The sequence below is a fragment of the Ottowia beijingensis genome, assembly GCF_013423955.1.
Classification (GTDB): domain Bacteria; phylum Pseudomonadota; class Gammaproteobacteria; order Burkholderiales; family Burkholderiaceae_C; genus Ottowia; species Ottowia beijingensis.
Genome location: NZ_JACCKX010000001.1, coordinates 467,835 through 486,945, shown reverse-complemented (window position 1 = coordinate 486,945; position 19,111 = coordinate 467,835). Strand labels below are relative to the sequence as shown.

The following is a 19,111-nucleotide window of genomic DNA, read 5'->3' as shown; positions in this document are numbered from 1 at the left end:
TGGGCGGCCGCTGGCAGCTATGAATAAAGTAGTATTCATGCCGACTTCCAGGCCGGCATGGCGGCTTTCAAGGCGCCTTCGTCTTGGGCTGGTAATCGCAGCAATGCGCCACCGCGCATTCCCAGCAGCGCGGCGTGCGCGCCAGGCACACGTAGCGCCCGTGCAGGATCAGCCAGTGGTGCGCGTGGTTCATGTACTTCGCCGGCACGCGTTGCAGCAGCTTCATCTCCACCGCCAGCGGCGTCTTGCCCGGCGCCAGGCCGGTGCGGTTGCTGACGCGGAAGATGTGCGTGTCCACCGCCATCGTCGGCTCCCCATAGGCCACGTTCAGCACCACGTTGGCCGTCTTGCGGCCCACGCCGGGCAGGGCCTCCAGCTCGGCCCGCGTGCGCGGCACCTCGCCGCCGTGGCGCTCCACCAGGATGCGGCAGGTCTGCATCAGGTGCTTCGCCTTGCTGCGGTACAGGCCGATGGTCTTGATGTAACCCTCGAGCCGTTCGATACCGAGGTCGAGGATCGCCTGCGGCGTGTTCGCCACCGGAAACAGCCGGCGCGTGGCCTTGTTCACCCCCACGTCCGTGGCCTGCGCCGACAGCAGCACGGCGGTGAGCAACTCGAACACGCTGGTGTATTCCATTCGCTGGCAGGCAGCGGGTTGGCGGCCTGCAGGGTGGCGAAGAAGGTTTCGATCTGGGCGGGAGTCATGTGCCCGATTCTGACCGTAGCCGCGCGACACCGAGCGGATCGGCCCGAATCGGCTCCCGGCCGACGTCAAAGCGCTCAATGGGCTGCACGCGCAGCCTCAAGTCAGACCTTTCGAGCGAATTCTTTGCGGCTGCTAGCGTCCTATGTGATCGCGCCCGATGAACGAGCTCAGTTCGGCGTGCAACTGAAGTTGACGTTATAGCTGCCCGTATTGTTGCCGCTGTCACCAACCTGCACCGCCAAGAAGTCACCCACAGCGATGGAGGCGGATTCTCCTGAAGAACAAACAGGTGTTGCGCTGCTCACAGCGCAAGACATCTTCGACGTCATGTTTGTGAGGCTGGCTCCACTGAGGATGCGCACAGTTTTGGGGCTGCCGTTACCAAATCCAGAGCCCACCACGACCAGCCCACCGGCCTGGCAAGCTTGGCGCCATGCAAGTCCCACATTAGCGGCTGAACTGGCTTGTGCCGAAACCCCGATAATTGGTCCGAAGGCGGCGCCGTTATTCGTCACGTTCAATCGCGACGAGAACATGGTGGGCCCCGCAGCGCCCGGGACGCCTTGTAATCCCTGTGGGCCTTGCAACCCCTGAGGCCCTTGCGGGCCGGTGGCGCCGGTGAGGCCGGTGAGGCCGATGGGGCCCGCGGGTCCGGCCGGGCCAGTGGCACCCGCGTCACCCTTGGGGCCCGCGGGGCCAGCAGCGCCCACATCACCCTTGGGGCCCGCGGGTCCGGCGGGGCCAGCAGCACCCGCATCGCCCTTGGGGCCCGCGGGTCCGGCGGGGCCAGCAGCACCCGCATCACCCTTGGGGCCCGTGGGCCCAGCGGGGCCAGCAGCGCCGATGTCACCCTTCGGCCCAGCGGGACCCGCCGGACCCTCCGCTCCCGTGTCACCTTTTGGTCCCGCCGGACCTTGTGCGCCATAGGTCGCCGGGCAAGTGACCAGCAGGCCAGTCGCGTCGTAGCACACCACGCCGACCTGCGAGCCGGTGGTGGCAGGCAGCTTGGGCACGGCGACGCCGCCATCCGGCCGCACGCCGAGCAGCGTGCCGCCGGCACCACCTACGGGGCTGTTGATGACCACGCTGCCGCCCGGCGGCGCTGTCATGGTGAGGTCGGCCGCCCACGCAGGTGCTGCGACGAGGGTGATGGTGGCGGTGGCTGCGGCCACGCGCGAGAGGTTGAAACGCGGGTTCATTGGGGGCTCCTTCCTGATGGCTTGTTCTTGCGGCCGAAACGCTGGCGCGCGGCGAGTGCGGCGACTGCCAGGGCCATGCCCAGCAGGGTGATAGGCGAGTTGGTCGGCACCGGGGCGATGTTGGCCGGCGTGGGCGGTACAGGTGCCGCGAACCAGTTGCTGACGGCGGCGCCCGGCGGCGCCTGATTGGTCTGCCCGGGCGCGACCATCTGGCCGCTCGCGCTCATGCCCTGCACGGCCACGTTCGAGACGCTCTGCGTGGCGCCAGCGGCCAGATGGAGGTCGGCCGATGGCGTGGCCGGTGTCGTCGATTCGATGCGCAAGGGCGTGCCGGTGCCGGTGAGCACCAACGACTGCTGCACCGTCTGCGTACTGCCGACCGCGAACTGCACCAGCTTGCCGCTGCTGCTGGTGATGCTGAGCGTGCCGAAGGTGGTGTTGCCGCTGATGATCGAACTGGTCGTGCAGGCCACTTCGTCGACGATGGCTACGGTGCCGGGCAATCCCAGCGTGCCGCCGCCGTTGGTCCAGTTGCCGGCCAGTGAAATCGTGCCGTTGCCCAGGTTGACCTGGCCGCCGTCGCCTATGAGGACGTTGCGCACGTTGCTCAGCGTGCCGCCCGCGAGGTCGAGCGTGCCGTCGGCCACGACGTCGGTGCAGCCCATATCCATGGAGCCGCCAAGTGTGACGTTGGCGCCCGCCGGGACGACCAAGTCGGCGAAAGCCGCCGGACTCCATAAGGCCAGCAGGCTCGCAGTGGCCGTCAGCCAGCGCGGCGCAAGACGGCGCCGCAGGTGCATGTCTTTCATTTATTCCTCCCTGCCGACATCGACCGTGCGCATGTTACGGATGTCGAAAATTTGTGTCAATATGTGGCCGGTCCTCTTGGCCAAGTTCGGTCGCACGGCCCCTTGGGGAGCAGGCGATGTGCGCCACAATGTTGCAGATCGAACCGCTATCGCTTCTTCACCCATGCCTCTCCATCTCGCCCAACGCCTGCAAAACGTCGAAACCTCCGCCATCCGCGAGCTGTTCAAGCTGCTGGGCAAGCCCGGCATCATCAGTTTTGCGGGGGCTTTCCGGACAGCGCGATGTTCGACGTGGACGGCATCCGCGAGGCCGCCAACCAGGCGCTGGCCAACGAGCCCGGCGCCGCGCTGCAGTACGGTGCGACCGAGGGCTACCAGCCGCTGCGCGAACAACTGGCGGCGTTCACGCAGGCCAAGGGTGCGAAGGACGTGGCGGCCGATCAACTCATCGTGACCACCGGCAGCCAGCAGGCACTCGATCTGCTGGGCAAGTGCCTGGTCGATCCGGGCAGCAAGGCCATCGTGGAAGGGCCGACCTTCCTGGCCACCATCCAGTGCTTCCGCCTGTACGGTGCTGATCTGGTCAGCGCGCCGATCGACGGCAACGGCGTGCAAGTGGATGAGCTGGAGCGCCTGATCGCGCAGCACAAGCCGAAGTTCGTCTATCTGATCCCCACCTTCGGCAACCCCAGCGGCGCGATGCTGAGCCTGGAGCGCCGCAAGCGCGTGCTGGAGCTGGCGGTGAAGTACCAGACGCTGATCGTCGAGGACGATCCGTATGGCGACCTGTATTTCGACCAGCCGCCGCCGCCCAGCCTGCTGGCGCTGTCGAGCGAAGTGCCCGGCAGCCGCGACTGGCTGGTGCACTGCGGCAGCTTGAGCAAGGTGCTGTCGCCCGGCCTGCGCGTGGGCTGGATGGTGGCGCCGCCCGAACTGCTGGCCACGGCGGTGATGTGCAAGCAGTTCAGCGACGCGCACACCAGCACCTTCGCGCAGGCCACGGCCGCGCAGTACCTGGCCGCCGGGCGCATGCCGGCCACGCTGGCGCGCGTGCGGCAGGTGTATGGCGCGCGCGCCCAGACCATGGGCGATGCGCTGCGCAGCGACCTGGGCGACGCCATCGAGTTCGTGCAACCGCAGGGCGGCCTGTTCGTGTGGGCGCGGCTCACCGGCGCGGGCGGCAAGGTCAGTGACGGCAACGCGTTTGCCAAGAAGGCCATCGAGCAGGGCGTGGCCTTCGTGCCCGGCGCACCGTTCTATTGCGCCAACCCGGACGTGAGCACGTTGCGCCTGTCGTTCGCCACGGCGGACGAGGCGAGGATCCGCGAAGGCATCGCGCGGCTGGGCAAGGCGCTGGGCTGAAGCGGTGGACGTGGGCGCGCCGACGCCGCACGACGCCGAGCAGCTACAGCGGCTGGTCACGCTGGCCATGCCCTTCGGCAAGTACAAGGGCCAGTTGATCGCCGATCTGCCGGGCGCTTATCTGAACTGGTTTGCTCAGAAGGGTTTCCCCAAGGGCGAGGTGGGGCGCCTGCTGGCGCTGATGCACGAGATCGACCAGGCCGGTCTGCGGCGTCTGCTCGATCCGCTGAGGTCGCGCTGAAATTTCAAGCCATTTTTGCCGCTAGCGCCCGCCTATCAAGCGCAATAAGCTATCGATTATGTAGTAATCGAAGCACGTCCGGATGCTGGCCGCTGGTCTTGCATTTACTCAGCAGGACCCCAATTGGTAAGGCATGAAGACATTGCAAGCCCCCACCCGAACCGCTGCCATCCTGGCGCAGTTGCTGGAGCGGCTGGATGCCAGCCGCCAGGCCGTCGACGCCCACCAGTACCGCACCGTGGCCGCGCGCCTGTCGGCCATGCTGGCCAATACCGACATCGACTGGCAGCCCCTGCTGGAGCAAAGCCCGGCCGCCACCGCGCTTTACGAGAACCTGCACTACGGTGATGCCGGCCTGTGCCGCTCGCCGCTGGATGCCGCCATGCGCGCCGAAATGGCCGCCTGCGACGCCATTGCCGCCGCACGCGCCAAGCCCGCGCCCGACACCGCAGCGCCCGACGCCGCACCCGCCGCCTGAATCCGGAGCCTTGTGATGAGCGAGCCCCTGCACGTCGTCTGCCCGCACTGCCACACCACCAACCGCGTCAAGGCCGACCAGCTGGGCAGCGCGCCCGACTGTGGCCAGTGCAAGCAGCCGCTGTTCACTGGCCACCCGGTGGCGCTGGACGACGAGGCGGCGTTCGACAAGCACGTTCTGCGCAGCCAGATCCCGGTGCTGGTCGACTTCTGGGCGCCCTGGTGCGGGCCCTGCCGCATGATGGCGCCCGCCTACGAGAAGGCCGCCGCCGACCTGGAGCCGCGTGTGCGCGTCGCCAAGGTCAACACTGAGGCCGCCCAGGCGCTGGGCACGCGCTACAACATCCGCAGTATTCCCACGCTGGCACTGTTCGTCGGCGGGCGCGAGGTGGCGCGCCAGCCCGGCGCCATGACGAATCCGGCCCACGTCGTGCAGTGGGCCATGGCCAACCTGCCGCGCTGAGGCCGGCCTTCTCGATGCGCTCTCGGCGCCCGCTCAGCGCGAGGCGGCGCCAGCGGCGCTACGAAGTCGGGCTCCGGCCCGTCGCCTTGCCAGAGCTGGATGCGCATGGTGCTGGGCACCGGCACGCTGCGGAAGTAGGCGGGGCGCATGGGCGTCTCGCTGAACGACGCAAACAGCTGCTGCACCACCGGGTCGCTGGCCGCCTCGCCCTGCAGCTCGAAGCGCTCTATGCGGCCGTCCGAATCGATCCACAACTGCACCTCGATCGTGGGATACGCGTCGGGCCAGGGCATCTCGGCCAGGCGCCATTCGTTGTCGATCGGCGTCGGCGCCCGATCGGCCAGGTTGGCGTCCAGCCACAGCCGCGCGCTGTCGGCGCGCGGCGCCGGGTCAGCGTGCGCCACGGGCGGCGGTTCCACCGGAGGCGGGGGTGGGGATAATCTCTTCGACGGCCGGCGCAGGCGCGGGCGCACGTGCGGTTGCACGGGTCGGTCTGGGCGTCACCGGGCGCTTGGCGGGCTGCGGCGTCGCGGGCGGGGCTGCCGGTATTGCTGGAGGTGGCGTGACAGGCTGAGTGCGCGTGTGCACCTGCACGCGCCAGGTCATAGGCTGTGCGGCGGCGCTCACGCCGTAGCGCGCTGGCTGCACCAGCCACAGTGCCGCCAGGTGCAGCGCCAGCGCCGCGGCCAGCGCCAGCCACCACCCACGCCATCCGCCGTCTGCCATGTCTTGCCCAGCGGCGATCAGCGCCGCACTTCATCCACCAGCGCGCGGAACTCGTCGATGTCCTCGAAGCTGCGGTAGACGCTGGCAAAGCGCACGTAGGCCACCTTGTCGAGCTTCTTCAGCTCGCGCATCACCAGTTCGCCGATGCGGCTGGAGGCGACCTCTCGCGCGGCGCTGCCCAGCAGCTTTTCCTCGATGCGCTCGATGGCGGCGTCGATCTGCTCGGTGCTCACGGGGCGCTTGCGCAGCGCCAGATCGAGCGAGCCTTGCAGCTTGGCCCGCGCATAAGGCACGCGCCGGCCATCCTTCTTGACGATGCTGGGAAAACTGACGTCGGGCCGCTCGTAGGTGGTGAAGCGCTTGGCGCAATGCCCGCACTGGCGCCGCCGGCGCACGAAGTCGCCATCGTCCGACGTGCGGGTGTCGACCACCTGGGTCTCGGTATGGGCGCAGAAAGGGCAGCGCATCGATTCAGGGTCTTATCGGGTCTCAGGCACCGTCAAATAAGCGCGAGCAGCTCTTATTACAGGAGCGGGGCAGTCTGCTACGGCGGGCGCCCGTCCAAGGGCGCCTCAGCCGCACCGGCACGCTCTAGCGGCCAGACGACTCAGCCGTAGACAGGGAAGGCCTTGGTCAGCTTGGCCACCTTCTCACGCACCGCGGCCAAGTTGGCCTCGTCACGCGGGTTGTCCAGCACGTCGGCCACCAGGTGGGCGGTGGCGCGGGCTTCGGCTTCCTTGAAGCCGCGCGTGGTCATGGCCGGGGTGCCGATGCGCACGCCGCTGGTCACCATGGGCTTCTCGGGGTCGTTGGGGATGGCGTTCTTGTTGATCGTCATGTGCGCGCTGCCCAGCACAGCCTCGGCATCCTTGCCGGTGATGCCCTTGGGCCGCAGGTCGACCAGCATCACGTGGCTTTGCGTGCCGCCGCTGACGATGCGCAGGCCGCGCTCGGTCAGCGTCTCGGCCACCACCTGGGCGTTCTGCTTCACCTGCTGCGCGTACTGCTTGAACTCAGGCTGCAGTGCCTCCTTGAAGGCGATGGCCTTGGCCGCGATGATGTGCATCAGCGGGCCGCCCTGCAGGCCGGGGAACACAGCGCTGTTGATGGCCTTCTCGTGCTCGGCCTTCATCAGGATGAAGCCGGCGCGCGGGCCACGCAGGCTCTTGTGCGTGGTGCTGGTCACCACGTCGGCGTGCGGCACGGGGTTGGGGTAGACGCCGCCGGCGATCAGGCCCGCGTAGTGCGCCATGTCGACCATGAAGATGGCGCCCACGTCCTTGGCCACCTTGGCAAAGCGGGCGAAGTCGATCTCGAGTGAATAGGCCGAGGCGCCGGCGATGATGAGCTTGGGCCTGGTTTCGTGCGCTTTCTGCTCCATCGCCTCGTAGTCGATGGCTTCCTGCGCGTTCAGCCCGTAGCTGACCACGTTGAACCACTTGCCCGACATGTTCAGCGGCATGCCGTGCGTCAGGTGGCCGCCTTCGGCCAGCTCATGCCCATGATGGTGTCGCCGGGCTTCAGGAAGGCCATGAAGGCCGCGATGTTGGCGCTGGCGCCGCAGTGCGGCTGCACGTTGGCGGCCTCGGCGCCGAACAACTCCTTCACGCGGTCGATGGCCAGCTGCTCGACCACGTCGACGTGCTCGCAGCCGCCGTAATAGCGGCGGGCGGGGTAGCCCTCGGCGTACTTGTTGGTCAGCTGCGTGCCGGCGGCGGCCAGCACGGCGGGCGAGGCGTAGTTCTCGCTGGCGATCAGCTCGATGTGGTCTTCCTGGCGCTGGTGCTCGGCCTGGATGGCGGCCCAGACGTCGGCGTCGGTGTTGGCGATGGTGTGCGTGGAACGGTTGAACACGGCAGTCCTTCGAAAAGGTCCTCCCTCGGCGGTGCAAGGGCTGCCCAGGCGAACGGCGGAACACGCCGCGAGCGCCACACGCGCAAGGGCGGTGCGCTTCCCCGTGGTGGTGGGCGGCAGTCCGCCGCATGTCCACGTCAGCACCGCCTCTGAAAGCACGGCACCTATCGCCAGTCGCGCACGGCAGGGAGTTTAGCCGACGCCCATGCGGCGCCGCTGGGGATGGGATGGAAAGCGGGCGCGCCTGGAGCAGGACGCGCCAAGCCGCGTCAGGACAGAGCGGCGACCTTGATCGGCGCCGGGCTGGCGGGCGCGGCGGGTTCCGGCGTGGTGGCCGCGCGCAGGGCGGGGGTGTTGTCGTTCAGCGGAATCGCCTTGCCCTTGGCGACCTGCGACAGGCGCGCGTGTTCGGCCAGCACCTTGCTGGCGTAGCCGCCGTCCGACGGCAGGTTGGCGGCGCCCACGTACCACTTCAGGCCGCCTTCGACCGAACCGGTGCGGCCGATGTATTCCTGCAGGATCTTCACGCCCACGCGCAGGTTGCTCTTGGGGTCGAAGGCCGCGTACAGGCCGCCGAAGTGCTGGTATTTGTCGGAGTGGATCTGCGTCATCACCTGCATCAGCCCCTGCGCGCCCACCGGGCTCTGCGCGAACGGGTTGAAGCTGGATTCGATGGCCATCACGGCCAGGATCAGCGTCGGGTCGAGCTTGGTGTCGCGGCCGACCTCGTAGGCCTCGGCCACCAGCGCGGCCACGGGCCGGGCGCCACGCGGTACTTCTTGCTGATCCACAGGGCCACGTTGGCCTGCTCGCGCGGCAGGTCGCGGGGTTGGCGGCGGTGGCGCGCTCGATGGCGCCCAGTTCGGGGTGATGCCCATGGCGGCGATCTTGCGCGCCGTCAGCCATTCGGTCAGCTGCTGCTCGCCCTGATGGCGCAGATCAGGCCGTGCGCCGAGCAGGGCCGCCAGCACCACCACCACGATGCCCACCAGGGCCAGGCCGTTGTGCGTGATCTCGAAAAATCCTTCGGCCACGTCACCGGCGAAGGTCTTGAAGCCGCGCCCCACGGCGGCCACAGATGCTGACAATGTCATAGCTCTCCTTGTCGGGACGCAAGGGCGGTGCTGGCCATCTCAGGTCCATCTGCCCTTGGGGGCGATGCCTGCGGCCTGGCGACCGTGATCCTGCATCCTGGGTTCATCGCCGCGCTGCGGGCGCCTGTGACAGCTGGCGCCTGTCTCCTGTGTTGTCTGTCGTGGCAGTGCGGTTTGCCGGGGTCGGCAACGAATCTCTCTCAGGGTTTCCCACTAATTTTGTCGGGAACAGGCGATTCTAGGAGTTGCCTAAATGCCGGGTCAATACTAAAAATGGAGGTTAGATTCTATTTTCCGTATAAGAAACCGCTTGCAAAGCGTTGCTGCTCCCGCCTTCGGAGCGCGGACGCAGGGCGCTGACAGTGACACCGACCCGCACTGCCGCGCTGATTGAGCGCGGCAATGATGGGAGACGGCGGATTGAAATTCATCACTGGTTCACGGTGCCATGCTGGCCTACAGTGAAGGCGTCCGAGGTACTCGGGCATTGGCTGACAGGAGCCGGTCCGCTGTAGTCGATACAGCGACATGGAAACCCATCAGCCCCACCTTGAAGGCAATCCTTTGCCTTCGCCGCAGCCGGAAACAGCAAGCTTTCCGATGCGGACCCAGGCAGACCACGACGCTTTTGTCACGCTGCCTGAAAGCCCGGCGGGCAGGCTGCAGGCCGAAACGCCGGGCTTTCTCGTTTCTGGCTGCAGCAGCGGGTGTCGCTTGCGATTCGTTGCCTTGTCGTCGCCGCCGCGGCGGCCGCGTTGATGGGCAGAAGCGACAATCCCGTCCGTCATGTCCGGCCAGCCGCAGTCTTCCAGTCCAGCCATTTCCGAATCCGACCCCGCCGTGCCGCCACCTCGGCCCAGGCGCCGGCTGCCTGCCAACCGCTGGGTGCGGCGCGGTCTGTACGCCGGCGCGGGCCTGCTCGGGCTCTGGGCGCTGGGCTGGCTGGGGCTGCCGCCGCTGCTGAAGTGGCAGGGCGAGAAGATCGCCAGCGCGCAGCTTGGGCGCGCGGTGCGCATCGGAGCCGTCGATTTCAAGCCCTGGACGCTGGAGCTGACGCTGAACGACGTGGCGGTGGCCGGTGCCGATGGCGCGCCCGACCAGTTCAGCGTCAAGCGCGTGTATGCCGATGCCGAGCTGCAATCCATCTTCCGCCTGGCGCCGGTGATCGACGCCCTCCAGATCGAGGCGCCCGCCGTGCGCCTGACGCACCTGGGCGACGGCCGCTACGACATCGACGACATCCTGGCCCGGCTGGCCGCGCGCCCCCAGCCCGCCGAGCCGGGCGAGCCGGCGCGCTTCGCGCTCTACAACATCGACCTGAGCGGCGGGCGCATCGATTTCGACGACCGCGCGGTCGGGCCCCAGCACGAGGTGCGCGACCTGCGCCTGGCGCTGCCTTTCATCAGCAACCTGCCGTCGCAGCGCCAGATCAAGGTGCAGCCGCAACTGGCCTTCGTGGCCAACGGCAGCGCCTTCGACTCGCGCGCCGAGGCGCTGCCGTTCGACGCCTCGCGCCACGCCGACGCCGCCTTCCGCCTGAGCGGGCTCGATCTGCAGCCCTACCTGGGCTACATCCCGCCCGGCCTGCCCATCAAGCTGCAGGCCGCCACGGTGGACGCGGACCTGCGCCTGGGCTTCGAGCAGACGCCCCAGCCGTCGCTGCGCGTGGGCGGCACGCTGACGGTGAGCGGCCTGAAATCGGTGGACGGGCAGGGCGCCGATGCGCTGGCCTTCGATGCGCTGAAAGTGCAGCTGGGTGAAGTGCGCCCGCTGGAACGCAAGGTGCACCTGGCGGCGGTCGAGCTGAACGGCCCGCACCTGGCGCTGCGGCGCCAGGCGGACGGACAGTTCAACCTGCTGGTCACGCCGGGCGGCGCCAATGCTCCTGAATCAGGAGCTGTCGGCGCAGGTGCAGCAAGCGCTGAAGCCCGATTTGACTCTGAATCGTCGCAGCCGCCCGCATCGCGCGCCAGCGGTGCCGGTGCCGGTGCAGCCGCCGCCGCGGCGCCTGCGTGGCAGGTGGCCATCGACAAGCTGGCCGTACACGGCGGCACGCTGGACTTCACCGACGACACCACGGCCGCCGACGGTGTGCCGGCCGCCGCGGTGCGCCTGAACGAATTCGAGCTGGCGGCCACCACCATCGGCCTGCCGTTCGCGCAGCCGCTCACTTTCAGCGGTTCGGCCGCGCGCGGTTCCGTGCCCTCCATCGAATTCCAGGGCACGGCGGCCGAGCGCGGTGCCGAGGTCAACGCCCGCATCGCCCACCTGCCGCTGGGGCTGGCCGCGCCTTACCTGGCGCCGCACCTGGTGCCGCGCCTGACGGGCGAGCTGGACGCCCACGTGGGCCTGCAATGGGCGCCGCCGCAGGCGCGCGACCTGCCGCCCGAGCTGAAGATCGCCGCCGAGCAGCTGACGCTGCGCCAGCTGATGCTGGCCGAAGCCCCGACCCCCGCCGCCAGCGCGGCACCCGCCCAAGCCAAGCGATCGGCGCCGCGCGGGGCGTTGACCGAAGCGGCCCGCTGGCCAGCATCGCCCAGGTCGACCTGAGCCAGGTGCTGGTCGATCTGCGCACGCGCGCCGTCACCGTGGGCAAGCTGGGCGTGCAGGCGCCGCGCGTGACGGTGGAGCGCGGCGCGGACCAGGCCCTGATGTACCAAGCCTGGCTGCGCCAGCCCGCTGGCGCCCAGCCGGCTGAGCCGGCCAAGCCGAAACCGCGCGGCGGCCCGGCCACCGACTTCCCGTGGAAAGTGCTGGTGAACGAACTGGCGCTGGCCGGCGGCACCGTGGGCTGGCGCGATGCCGCCGTGCCCGGCACGGTGGAGGCCGAGCTGACGCAGTTGCAGATCGACGCCAAGCAAGTCGACCTGAACGGCAAGTCGCCCATCCCCGTCAACCTGAGCGCCCGCCTGGCCGGCGGGCCGGGCGGCGGCCGGGCCGAGCCGGGCCGCCTGTCGTGGCGCGGCCAAGTGGGCCTGACGCCGCTGACGGCGCAGGGCGCGGTCGATGCGCAGCGCCTGCCGCTGCACAGCTTCGAGCCGTACTTCGGCGATGCGCTGAACGTCGACATCCTGCGCGCCGACACCAGCTTCAAGGGCAACGTGAACTTCGCGCACCTCACGCAGGGGCCGCGCCTGCGTGTGAGCGGCGATGCCAGTGTGGAAGAGCTGCGCACCCACAGCCGGCCGGGCACGGCGGCCGCGCCGGATGCGCAGGTGCCGGCCGATGCCGCCAAGGCGCCGCCGGCAGCGAAGGCCGGCACCTCGCAGGCCGCGCTGGCGCCATCGACCGCCGTGGCGCGGCGGCGGCCTGGGCGAGGAGCTGCTGAGCTGGAAGCAGCTCAGGCTGGCCGGGCTGGACGTGCAGCTGGAGCCCGGCAAGCCGCCGCAGGTGGAGGTCAAGGACACGCTGCTGTCGGATTTCTACGCGCGCCTCATCATCCACCCCAACGGCCGCATCAATCTGCAGGACGTGGTGAAGTCGAAGGACGGCGCTGCCGACATCGCCGCACCGGCCACGTCCGTGGCTGTGCGGCCCGCGCCATCCGGCATGCCCGCGGCCGGCGAGAACAGTGGCGAAGCTACCGATTCAGTAGCTGCCGGCGCGCCACCGGCGGCCGCTGCAGCCCCATCGGTGCAGCAGGTCGACCCGATGGCGCCGGTCATTCGCTTCGGCCCCATCCGCATGGCCAGCGGCCGCGTGCTGTTCTCCGACCGCTTCATCCGCCCCAACTATTCGGCCGACCTGACCGAGCTGAACGGGGCCTTGAGCGCCTTCAGCTCCGTCGCCCCGGCGGGCGCGCCGCAGATGGCCGACCTGAACCTCACCGGCCGCGCCGAGGGCAGCGCCGCACTGCAGGTGACGGGCAAGCTCAACCCCTGGCCAAGCCGCTGGCGCTGGACATCCACGGCCAGGTGACCGACCTGGAGCTGCCGCCGCTGTCGCCCTATTCGGTCAAGTACGCCGGCCACGGCATCGAGCGCGGCAAGCTCAGCATGGACGTGGCTTACAAGGTCGAGCCGGATGGCCGCCTCACGGCCAGCAACAAGCTGGTGCTCAACCAGCTCACCTTCGGCGAGCCGGTGCAGGGCGCGCCCGCCAGCCTGCCCGTGAAGCTGGCCACCGCGCTGCTGGCCGACAGCAAGGGCGTGATCGACCTCGACCTGCCCATCAGCGGCTCGCTGAACGATCCGCAGTTCTCCATCGGCCCGATCATCTTCAAGGCCGTGGTCAACCTGATCGGCCGCGCCATCACCGCACCGTTCACGCTGCTGGCGCGCGCGCTGGGCGGCGCGGGCGGCGAGGACATGGCCAACGTGGCCTTCGCCCCCGGCAGCGCGCAACTGCAGCCCAAGGCGCGCGAGCAACTCGACCAGATCGCCAAGGCGCTGACCGACCGGCCGCAGCTCAAGCTCACGGTGGTGGGCACCGCCAGCCTGGCGCAGGAGCGCGAAGGCTACCGGCGCGAACGCCTGAAGGCCATGGTGGCGGCGGAAAAGCGGGCCGGTGCACCCACGCCCGCCGCGCCGGCCAGCGCCGCGTCGCCGGCTGAAAATGCTATCAATAAGGAAGCTTCTGGCGCAGATGGGGCGGGCGCTGCGGGCCAGTTTGGCACTCAATCCGCCGCAGCCGCGGTGACCGATGCCGAATACCCCGTGCTGCTGCGCCAGCTCTACCGCCGTGCCGATCTGCCCGGCAAGCCGCGCAATGCCATCGGCCTGCTCAAGGACGTGCCGGTGCCCGAGATGGAGGCGCTGCTGCTGTCGCACATCGAGGTCAGCGAAGACGCCATGCGCCAGCTGGCGGCAGCGCGGCGCGGCCGTGAAGGACTATCTGGCCAGCAAGCAACTGCCGGCCGAGCGCCTGTTTCTGGGTGCGCCGCGCGCCGGTGCCACGACCGCTGCCACGGCGGCCAGCGCCCCGGCCAGTGCCGCCAGCGATGCGGCGGGCGCGGCCAAGGCCTGGTCGCCGCGGGCCGAGCTGACCCTGGCCACGCGCTGAGCGCGCCGCACCCGAAAGCCGCTCAGGGCGCGCGCCGCCAGCCCCGCGCCCATTTAGAGGCGAAAATACACAGTTCCCGCGGGCATGGTGCCTGCACCGACGTTTTCCAATCCACAGCATGTTCCCTTTCTCCCGCGACAACAAAGACCAGCAGCCCGAGCCCGAGGCCGCCGCCCCCAAGGCGCCTGAGGCGCACCCGCTCGATGCCCTCACGGGCGGCGTGTTCTCGGCCGCCACCTCGGGCGAGCGCGCCCAGCGCGTGCGCGAGTGGCTGGCCACCGAGCCGGCGCCCGAGCAGATGCAGGAGGTGTTCAAGGAACTCTCGTCCAGGACAAGGGCGCCGCCAGGCGCTGCGCGAAAAGCTCGACGAACTGCGCCGCGCCAAGGGCCAGGAGGCCGTGGCCGCCGAATGGGAGAGCAAGGCGCTGGCGCTGCTGCAGGCCGCGCGTCTGAACATCGCCGACGCCCTGGCTTGGCAGCGCGACGCTGCCAAGGCCGGCGCGCCGCTGTCGCGCGAGCCGCTGTCCAGCCTGCGCGCCGAGCTGGTCGACCGCATCAAGAAGGTGGAAGACGTGCAGCAGCGCGTGATGGTGCAGCGCGAGGCCGCCGCCCTGCTGGCGCAGCGCATCGAGCTGCTGTCCACCAAGCCCTGGCAGGACGCGCAGGCGCAGCAGCCGGGCCTGCAGGCCGATGTCGAGCAATGGCGCGCCCAGGCCCGCCTGCTGCTGGCCGACCCGCAGTGGCTGAGCGTGGACGTGCGCTACCCGCCGCAGCTCGAAGCCGCGCAAAGCCAGCTCACGGCCGTGTGGGACGCCTTCGGCGCCGCGCTGGCGCAAACCGTGGCCGCCGCCGCCGACGCTGCCGCGCCGCTGCCGCCCGTGCCCGTGTGGGCCGACGAGATCCGCGCCGCCCGTGGCGAAGCCCCCGCCGCCGCCCCGGCGGCCGACAAGCCGGCCAAGCCCAAGGTCGACCCCGAGCAGCGCGCCGCCGCGCAGAAGGCCGTCGAAGCCGGCGTGATGCTGCTGGAGCAGGCCGTCACCGCCGGCCACACCAAGAACATGCACAGCGCCACCAACGCGCTGCGCGCCTCGCTCAAGACCCACGGCCGCCTGATCGACGACGCGCTGGAGGCGCGCGTGCACGCCGCGCTGGTCAGCGCCGGCGAGCTGGAAGGCTGGCAGCGCTGGAGCGCCGACAAGCTGCGCGAGCAACTCGTCGCCAAGGCCGAGGCGCTGCTGGTCAAGCGCAAGATCAAGGGCGCCGCGGCGCCGCGCCAGGCCGAAGCGGCGGAACCTGCCGAGGCGGTTGAAGTTGCGCCCGTTGCTCCTGAAACCGAAGCTGCCCGCGCAGAGCCGGCCGGCGTTGAGGGCCAGAACGATGCCCCATCGACCGACGCTGCGCCCGCCGGTACCGAGGCCGCGGTCGAGCCGTCCCAGCCCGCAGAGACTGCGGCCGTCGATGCCGCCGAAGCACCGGCTGCTCCTGAAACCGAAGCTGCCAGCGCAGACCAGGCGGGCGCTGAAGGCCAAAAGGCACTGAAACCGCCGCGCTGGAAGAAGGCTACGAGCTGGTGCCCGCCATGGGCGGCCGCAAGCTGCAGGACGCCATCCGCAAGCTGCGCGACGAGTGGAAAACCGCCGACCAGGGCGGCGCGCCCAACCACGCGCTGTGGAAGCGCTTCGACCGCGCCTGCAACGCCGCCCACAAGTTCGTGGACGAGTGGCTCACCAAGGTGCGCGCCGAAGCCGCCGAGCACAAGGCCCAGCGCAGCGCGCTGATCGAAGAGGTCAAGGCCTGGGGCGAAGCCCATGCCAGCGCCGGCGAGGGCGCCGACTGGAAAGCCTTCAACCGCCAGATCCACCAGTTCAGCGACCGCTGGCGCAACGCCGGCCACCTGTCTGAAAAGCAGTTCGCCGAACTGCAGCCGCAGTGGAAGGCCGCCATCCATGCCGCCGCGCAGCCGCTGGAAGCCGCGCAAAGCAAAGCACCGCGCGCCGCCAGGCCCTGATCGCCGAGGCCGAGCAGCTGGGCGCCGCGCCGCAACTGCGCATCGACGCCGTCAAGGCCCTGCAGCAGCGCTGGCAGGCCGAGGCGCAGGCCGTGCCGCTGGACCGCAAGCACGAGCAGCGCCTGTGGGACGCCTTCCGCAAGCCCATCGACGAGGCCTTCAACCGCAAGGGCGCCGAGCGCGAGCGCCAGCAGGCCGCCATGAGCGCGCACGACCGCGCCGTGCTTGAGGCCGCCAAGGCGCTGGAAGCCGCCAACGCCAGCGGCGATGCGCAGAAGATTCGTGCCGCCATGGCCCAGCTCGAAGCCGCCACGCGCGGCCAGCTGGCTGCAGCCCCTGCAGCCGCTTCTGAAGAAAAAGTGGCTGCAGCGCCCGCCGATGGGGCGCCGGCAGCTTCTGAAAGTGAAGCGCCTGCGCCTGCGGAAGCGGCTGCCGATGCGCCGCCGGCCGAAGGCGAGGGCGCCGCACCCGAAGCCGCCGCACCGGCCCCCGCGCCCAAGCCCGCCAAGCCCCTCATCGCCATGCGCGGCGACGACCGCCCTGGCGCCAGGCGTGCCGAGGCCGCGCCCGCCGGCCGTGGCGGCAAGTTCGGCGACCGCCGCGATGGCCGCCCCGGTGGCCGCGACGCCCGCGGTGGCCCCGGTGGCGACCGTGGCGGCCGCTTCGGTGATCGCGGTGACCGCCGCGACGGCGGTGGCCGCTTCGAAGGCCGCCCGCCGCGCGAAGACCGCGGCCCGCGCCTGGGCGACGCCGCCTTCCGCGCCCAGCGCGACGCCGTCGAAGCCGCGCAGGCCCAGCTCAAGAAACTGGCCGCGCAGGCGCACGGCGAAACCGTCACCCAACTGCTCAGTGCCTGGCAGCAGCGCCAGCCGGATCAGTTGCCCAGCGCGCAGGAGCTGGGCCGCGGCGTCACTGGCGGCACCCGCAGCGCCTGGGCTCAGGCCCTGCAGTCCGCCCCGCAAGGCAGCGCCGCCGAGCCCCTGCTGCGCCTGGAAATGGCCGCCGAAGTGCCCACCCCCGCCGAGCACCTCGACGCCCGCCGTGCGCTGCAACTGCAACTGCTCACGCGCCGCAACGACCCCGCCCCCGCCGAAACCTGGGCGCAGGACGCCGGCAAGGTGCTGGCCACCGCCCACGACGACGCCACCGCGCGCCGCCTGCAGAACGCGCTCAAGGTGCTGATGCGCAAGTAGGCGCGTGCCGTGTCCTGTGGGAGCGTGGCACTTTGATTTCGCTCCCTCCCCTCTGGGGGAGGGCAGGGCGGGGCCAGCCCCGTATGCACACCCCACAGCCTGTCGGGCGAACGAGCCAGGCCCCCATCCCGGCCTTCCCCAGCGGGGGAAGGAGTCTGGAACGGGTCGCCAATCAGCATGAAAAAGACCGCCAGCGCTTGTCCAGCAAGCGCCAGCAGCTATCAATGCAGAAGCATCTGAGCTGACCCGCACCCATCCCCGCCATGTCCCGCTGGTACGAGCACAAGATCCCGCCCCGGTCATCGACCTGGCCATCGGCGTGCTCATGTGGGCGCTGGCCCGCGCCTTTCCCGTCGCGCAGCTGTGGCCGCAGGGCGCCTGGCCCTTCGGCCTGGGCGCCGCGCTCGGCATCGCGCTGGCCGGCGGCCTGATCGCGCTGGCCGGCGCCTGGCAGTTCCACCGCGCCCGCACCACCGTCAACCCTTTGTCGCCCCACAAGGCCAGCGCCCTGGTCACCGGCGGCATCTATCGCATCACGCGCAACCCCATGTACCTGGGCATGGGGCTGGTGCTGGTCGGCTGGGCCGTCTGGCTGGGCAACGCCGCCGCGCTGCTGGGCCTGCCGCTGTTCGTGGTGCTGCTCGACACCCTGCAGATCAAGCCCGAGGAACGCGTGCTGCGCCAGCGCTTCGGCGAAGCCTACGCCCGCTACGCGGCGCGGGTGCGGCGCTGGGTCTAGCGCGTCATGGCGCGGGTGGCGCAACCTCCAGCGTCAGCCCGGCGTTGTGGCTCTCCCACAGATCGGGCTGCACCTTTCTGTGCAGGGTCACGAAGAGGTACATCAGCCCGCCCTGCGTCGGCGTGACGGAGAACTGGCCGCCGTCGTTCGTCCGCAGGCTGCTGGTGCGCACGTTCTCCACGTCGTACAAGTCCTCGACGCGGTGCTTCTTGTAGTGCTCGTTGTCATACGCCACCACGACGCGGGCCTGCGCGGCGGGCTTGCCGTCTTGCAGCACCTTCAGTTGCAAGGGCGCGCCCACGGCCAGGCGGTTGGGTGACGACAGGGGAATGATCTCGACCCCGCGCTCGCTCGGGCGAGGCGCGTAGGCGGGTTCGCCCTTGGCCAGGTACACATCGGCGCTGCTGTAGTACTGCATGGACGTGGGCGCGCCGCTCACGCGCTGCATGTCGCCTGCGAAATAGAGCTTGCCGGCGGCCGTCTCCACCGCTTTGTACCTGGGGCCGACGCGCACGCCAGTGCTCACCCGGTAGGTGCCGGCCGCGCCGATTACCGGCTCCAGGTACACGGCGGCCTTGGTGCGGGCGCTTGCCTTCAGTGGCGTGACGGTGCCATCGGGCTGGGTGATCGAGAAGTTGGGCGAATCCATCGCGAAATCGGCCTGGAACGGAAACTCCGTGAACGCCGATTCCACCTGCAGCCGGGGGTTCTCGATGTTGAACTGGCTGGGCTTGAGGAAGGGCACATGGGCGTGTACCGCCAGGCTGGCAAGAAGGGCCAGTGCTGCAAGGGCGGGTTGGCGAATAAGCATGAATGATTTGTCCGTGGTGGGGAGGGTGGCAAGGTGCTACCCAGAAAAAGACGACTGGGATGGCGCGATGGCTAGGCTAGTCAGGGCTTGTAGGCCCTTGGGCAAGCCGGGGTTGAAGATGCTCCTGTCCGCCGTTCAAAAATTGTTCTCTGACCCCGATTTACCCTTGGGCAAGCTGGGGGATGAAGACGCTCCTGTCCGCCGTTCAAAGATTATTCTCTGACCCCGATTTTCCCTCTATTTGAGAATATTGCCGGACAGTCGTGCATCCGACCTCAATTTCCCCTCGAGTGGATGCCGGTCGATGGACATGGAAATGTTAATCTGACCCCAATTTCCCAGTGGATATTGGAATTAGGGCCATCTTTTCTCTCTTACAGGGCGGCCATATTGGTCCATGTGAATACCAGGTCCGTAGGCATTCGGGT

11 protein-coding genes and 8 pseudogenes are annotated in these 19,111 nt (G+C 69.5%); 10 read left to right on the top strand and 9 right to left on the bottom strand.

Annotated features, from left to right (window positions below):
- Positions 1 to 67: 67 nt before the first annotated feature.
- From nth to H0I39_RS02460, 3 genes and pseudogenes are all read right to left on the bottom strand, one after another.
- Positions 68 to 705 (bottom strand): annotated as a pseudogene (gene nth / locus H0I39_RS02475) (endonuclease III).
- Between the two features lie 168 nt (positions 706 to 873).
- Positions 874 to 1,242, bottom strand: a complete 369-nt coding sequence (locus H0I39_RS02470) for a hypothetical protein (protein ID WP_180549126.1) — start codon at positions 1,240 to 1,242, stop codon at positions 874 to 876.
- 659 nt (positions 1,243 to 1,901) lie between these two features.
- A complete protein-coding gene (locus tag H0I39_RS02460; RefSeq protein WP_180549453.1) occupies positions 1,902 to 2,714 on the bottom strand; it encodes a hypothetical protein in 813 nt (270 codons plus the stop codon).
- A gap of 163 nt (positions 2,715 to 2,877) precedes the next feature.
- On the opposite strand from H0I39_RS02460, the pseudogene H0I39_RS02455 reads away from it, so the two are divergent.
- From H0I39_RS02455 to trxC, 4 genes and pseudogenes are all read left to right on the top strand, one after another.
- Positions 2,878 to 4,076: pseudogene (locus tag H0I39_RS02455) on the top strand (aminotransferase-like domain-containing protein).
- A gap of 10 nt (positions 4,077 to 4,086) precedes the next feature.
- Positions 4,087 to 4,317 (top strand): DUF3820 family protein, encoded by a 231-nt coding sequence (locus tag H0I39_RS02450; RefSeq protein ID WP_308645744.1) that lies wholly within the window; start codon positions 4,087 to 4,089, stop codon positions 4,315 to 4,317.
- A 142-nt stretch (positions 4,318 to 4,459) separates the two neighbouring features.
- Positions 4,460 to 4,795, top strand: coding sequence for a hypothetical protein (locus tag H0I39_RS02445; protein ID WP_257645577.1), 336 nt, complete (start codon positions 4,460 to 4,462; stop codon positions 4,793 to 4,795).
- A gap of 15 nt (positions 4,796 to 4,810) precedes the next feature.
- Positions 4,811 to 5,257 (top strand): thioredoxin TrxC, encoded by a 447-nt coding sequence (trxC, locus tag H0I39_RS02440; protein WP_180549451.1) that lies wholly within the window; start codon positions 4,811 to 4,813, stop codon positions 5,255 to 5,257.
- 390 nt (positions 5,258 to 5,647) lie between these two features.
- On the opposite strand, the gene H0I39_RS02435 is transcribed toward trxC, so the two are convergent.
- The 5 genes and pseudogenes from H0I39_RS02435 to H0I39_RS02415 all read right to left on the bottom strand — a co-directional run bounded on the left by H0I39_RS02435 (position 5,648) and on the right by H0I39_RS02415 (position 9,719).
- On the bottom strand, positions 5,648 to 5,983 hold the full coding sequence (locus H0I39_RS02435) for a hypothetical protein (RefSeq protein WP_180549450.1): 336 nt from the start codon (positions 5,981 to 5,983) through the stop codon (positions 5,648 to 5,650).
- 17 nt (positions 5,984 to 6,000) lie between these two features.
- Positions 6,001 to 6,450 (bottom strand): transcriptional regulator NrdR, encoded by a 450-nt coding sequence (gene nrdR / locus H0I39_RS02430; RefSeq protein WP_180549449.1) that lies wholly within the window; start codon positions 6,448 to 6,450, stop codon positions 6,001 to 6,003.
- Between the two features lie 140 nt (positions 6,451 to 6,590).
- Positions 6,591 to 7,837: pseudogene (glyA, locus tag H0I39_RS02425) on the bottom strand (serine hydroxymethyltransferase).
- A 269-nt stretch (positions 7,838 to 8,106) separates the two neighbouring features.
- Positions 8,107 to 8,931: pseudogene (locus tag H0I39_RS02420) on the bottom strand (transglycosylase SLT domain-containing protein).
- Between the two features lie 539 nt (positions 8,932 to 9,470).
- Positions 9,471 to 9,719, bottom strand: a complete 249-nt coding sequence (locus H0I39_RS02415) for a hypothetical protein (RefSeq protein WP_180549448.1) — start codon at positions 9,717 to 9,719, stop codon at positions 9,471 to 9,473.
- On the opposite strand from H0I39_RS02415, the gene H0I39_RS23025 reads away from it, so the two are divergent.
- The 6 genes and pseudogenes from H0I39_RS23025 (at position 9,718) to H0I39_RS02395 (ending at position 17,872) form a co-directional block, all read left to right on the top strand.
- Positions 9,718 to 11,481, top strand: a complete 1,764-nt coding sequence (locus tag H0I39_RS23025; protein WP_180549447.1) for a DUF748 domain-containing protein — start codon at positions 9,718 to 9,720, stop codon at positions 11,479 to 11,481. The two genes, H0I39_RS02415 and H0I39_RS23025, sit on opposite strands and share 2 nt — an antisense overlap.
- 5 nt (positions 11,482 to 11,486) lie before the next feature.
- Positions 11,487 to 12,053 (top strand): annotated as a pseudogene (locus tag H0I39_RS21440) (DUF748 domain-containing protein); the annotation flags it as partial.
- Between the two features lie 28 nt (positions 12,054 to 12,081).
- Positions 12,082 to 13,685, top strand: a pseudogene (locus H0I39_RS24565) (DUF748 domain-containing protein); the annotation flags it as partial.
- A 365-nt stretch (positions 13,686 to 14,050) separates the two neighbouring features.
- Positions 14,051 to 15,170 (top strand): annotated as a pseudogene (locus H0I39_RS24560) (DUF349 domain-containing protein); the annotation flags it as partial.
- A 279-nt stretch (positions 15,171 to 15,449) separates the two neighbouring features.
- Positions 15,450 to 17,133 (top strand): annotated as a pseudogene (locus H0I39_RS24555) (DUF349 domain-containing protein); the annotation flags it as partial.
- Positions 17,134 to 17,458: 325 nt separating this feature from the next.
- On the top strand, positions 17,459 to 17,872 hold the full coding sequence (locus H0I39_RS02395; RefSeq protein WP_180551654.1) for a methyltransferase family protein: 414 nt from the start codon (positions 17,459 to 17,461) through the stop codon (positions 17,870 to 17,872).
- 4 nt (positions 17,873 to 17,876) lie between these two features.
- Here H0I39_RS02395 and H0I39_RS02390 read toward each other — a convergent pair whose 3' ends face one another.
- The gene (locus H0I39_RS02390; RefSeq protein ID WP_257645576.1) at positions 17,877 to 18,683 is read right to left on the bottom strand and encodes a DUF4198 domain-containing protein; all 807 of its coding nucleotides are present in this window, start codon (positions 18,681 to 18,683) and stop codon (positions 17,877 to 17,879) included.
- Between the last annotated feature and the right edge of the window lie 428 nt (positions 18,684 to 19,111).

Coding starts and splice junctions, on each gene's coding strand:
- H0I39_RS23025 (WP_180549447.1), top strand. CDS start 9,718: ATGTCCGGCCAGCCGCAGTCTTCCAGTCCAGCCATTTCCGAATCCGAC.
- H0I39_RS02390 (WP_257645576.1), bottom strand. CDS start 18,683: ATGCTTATTCGCCAACCCGCCCTTGCAGCACTGGCCCTTCTTGCCAGC.
- nrdR (WP_180549449.1), bottom strand. CDS start 6,450: ATGCGCTGCCCTTTCTGCGCCCATACCGAGACCCAGGTGGTCGACACC.
- trxC (WP_180549451.1), top strand. CDS start 4,811: ATGAGCGAGCCCCTGCACGTCGTCTGCCCGCACTGCCACACCACCAAC.
- H0I39_RS02470 (WP_180549126.1), bottom strand. CDS start 1,242: ATGTTCTCGTCGCGATTGAACGTGACGAATAACGGCGCCGCCTTCGGA.
- H0I39_RS02415 (WP_180549448.1), bottom strand. CDS start 9,719: ATGACGGACGGGATTGTCGCTTCTGCCCATCAACGCGGCCGCCGCGGC.
- H0I39_RS02435 (WP_180549450.1), bottom strand. CDS start 5,983: ATGGCAGACGGCGGATGGCGTGGGTGGTGGCTGGCGCTGGCCGCGGCG.
- H0I39_RS02395 (WP_180551654.1), top strand. CDS start 17,459: ATGTGGGCGCTGGCCCGCGCCTTTCCCGTCGCGCAGCTGTGGCCGCAG.
- H0I39_RS02460 (WP_180549453.1), bottom strand. CDS start 2,714: ATGAAAGACATGCACCTGCGGCGCCGTCTTGCGCCGCGCTGGCTGACG.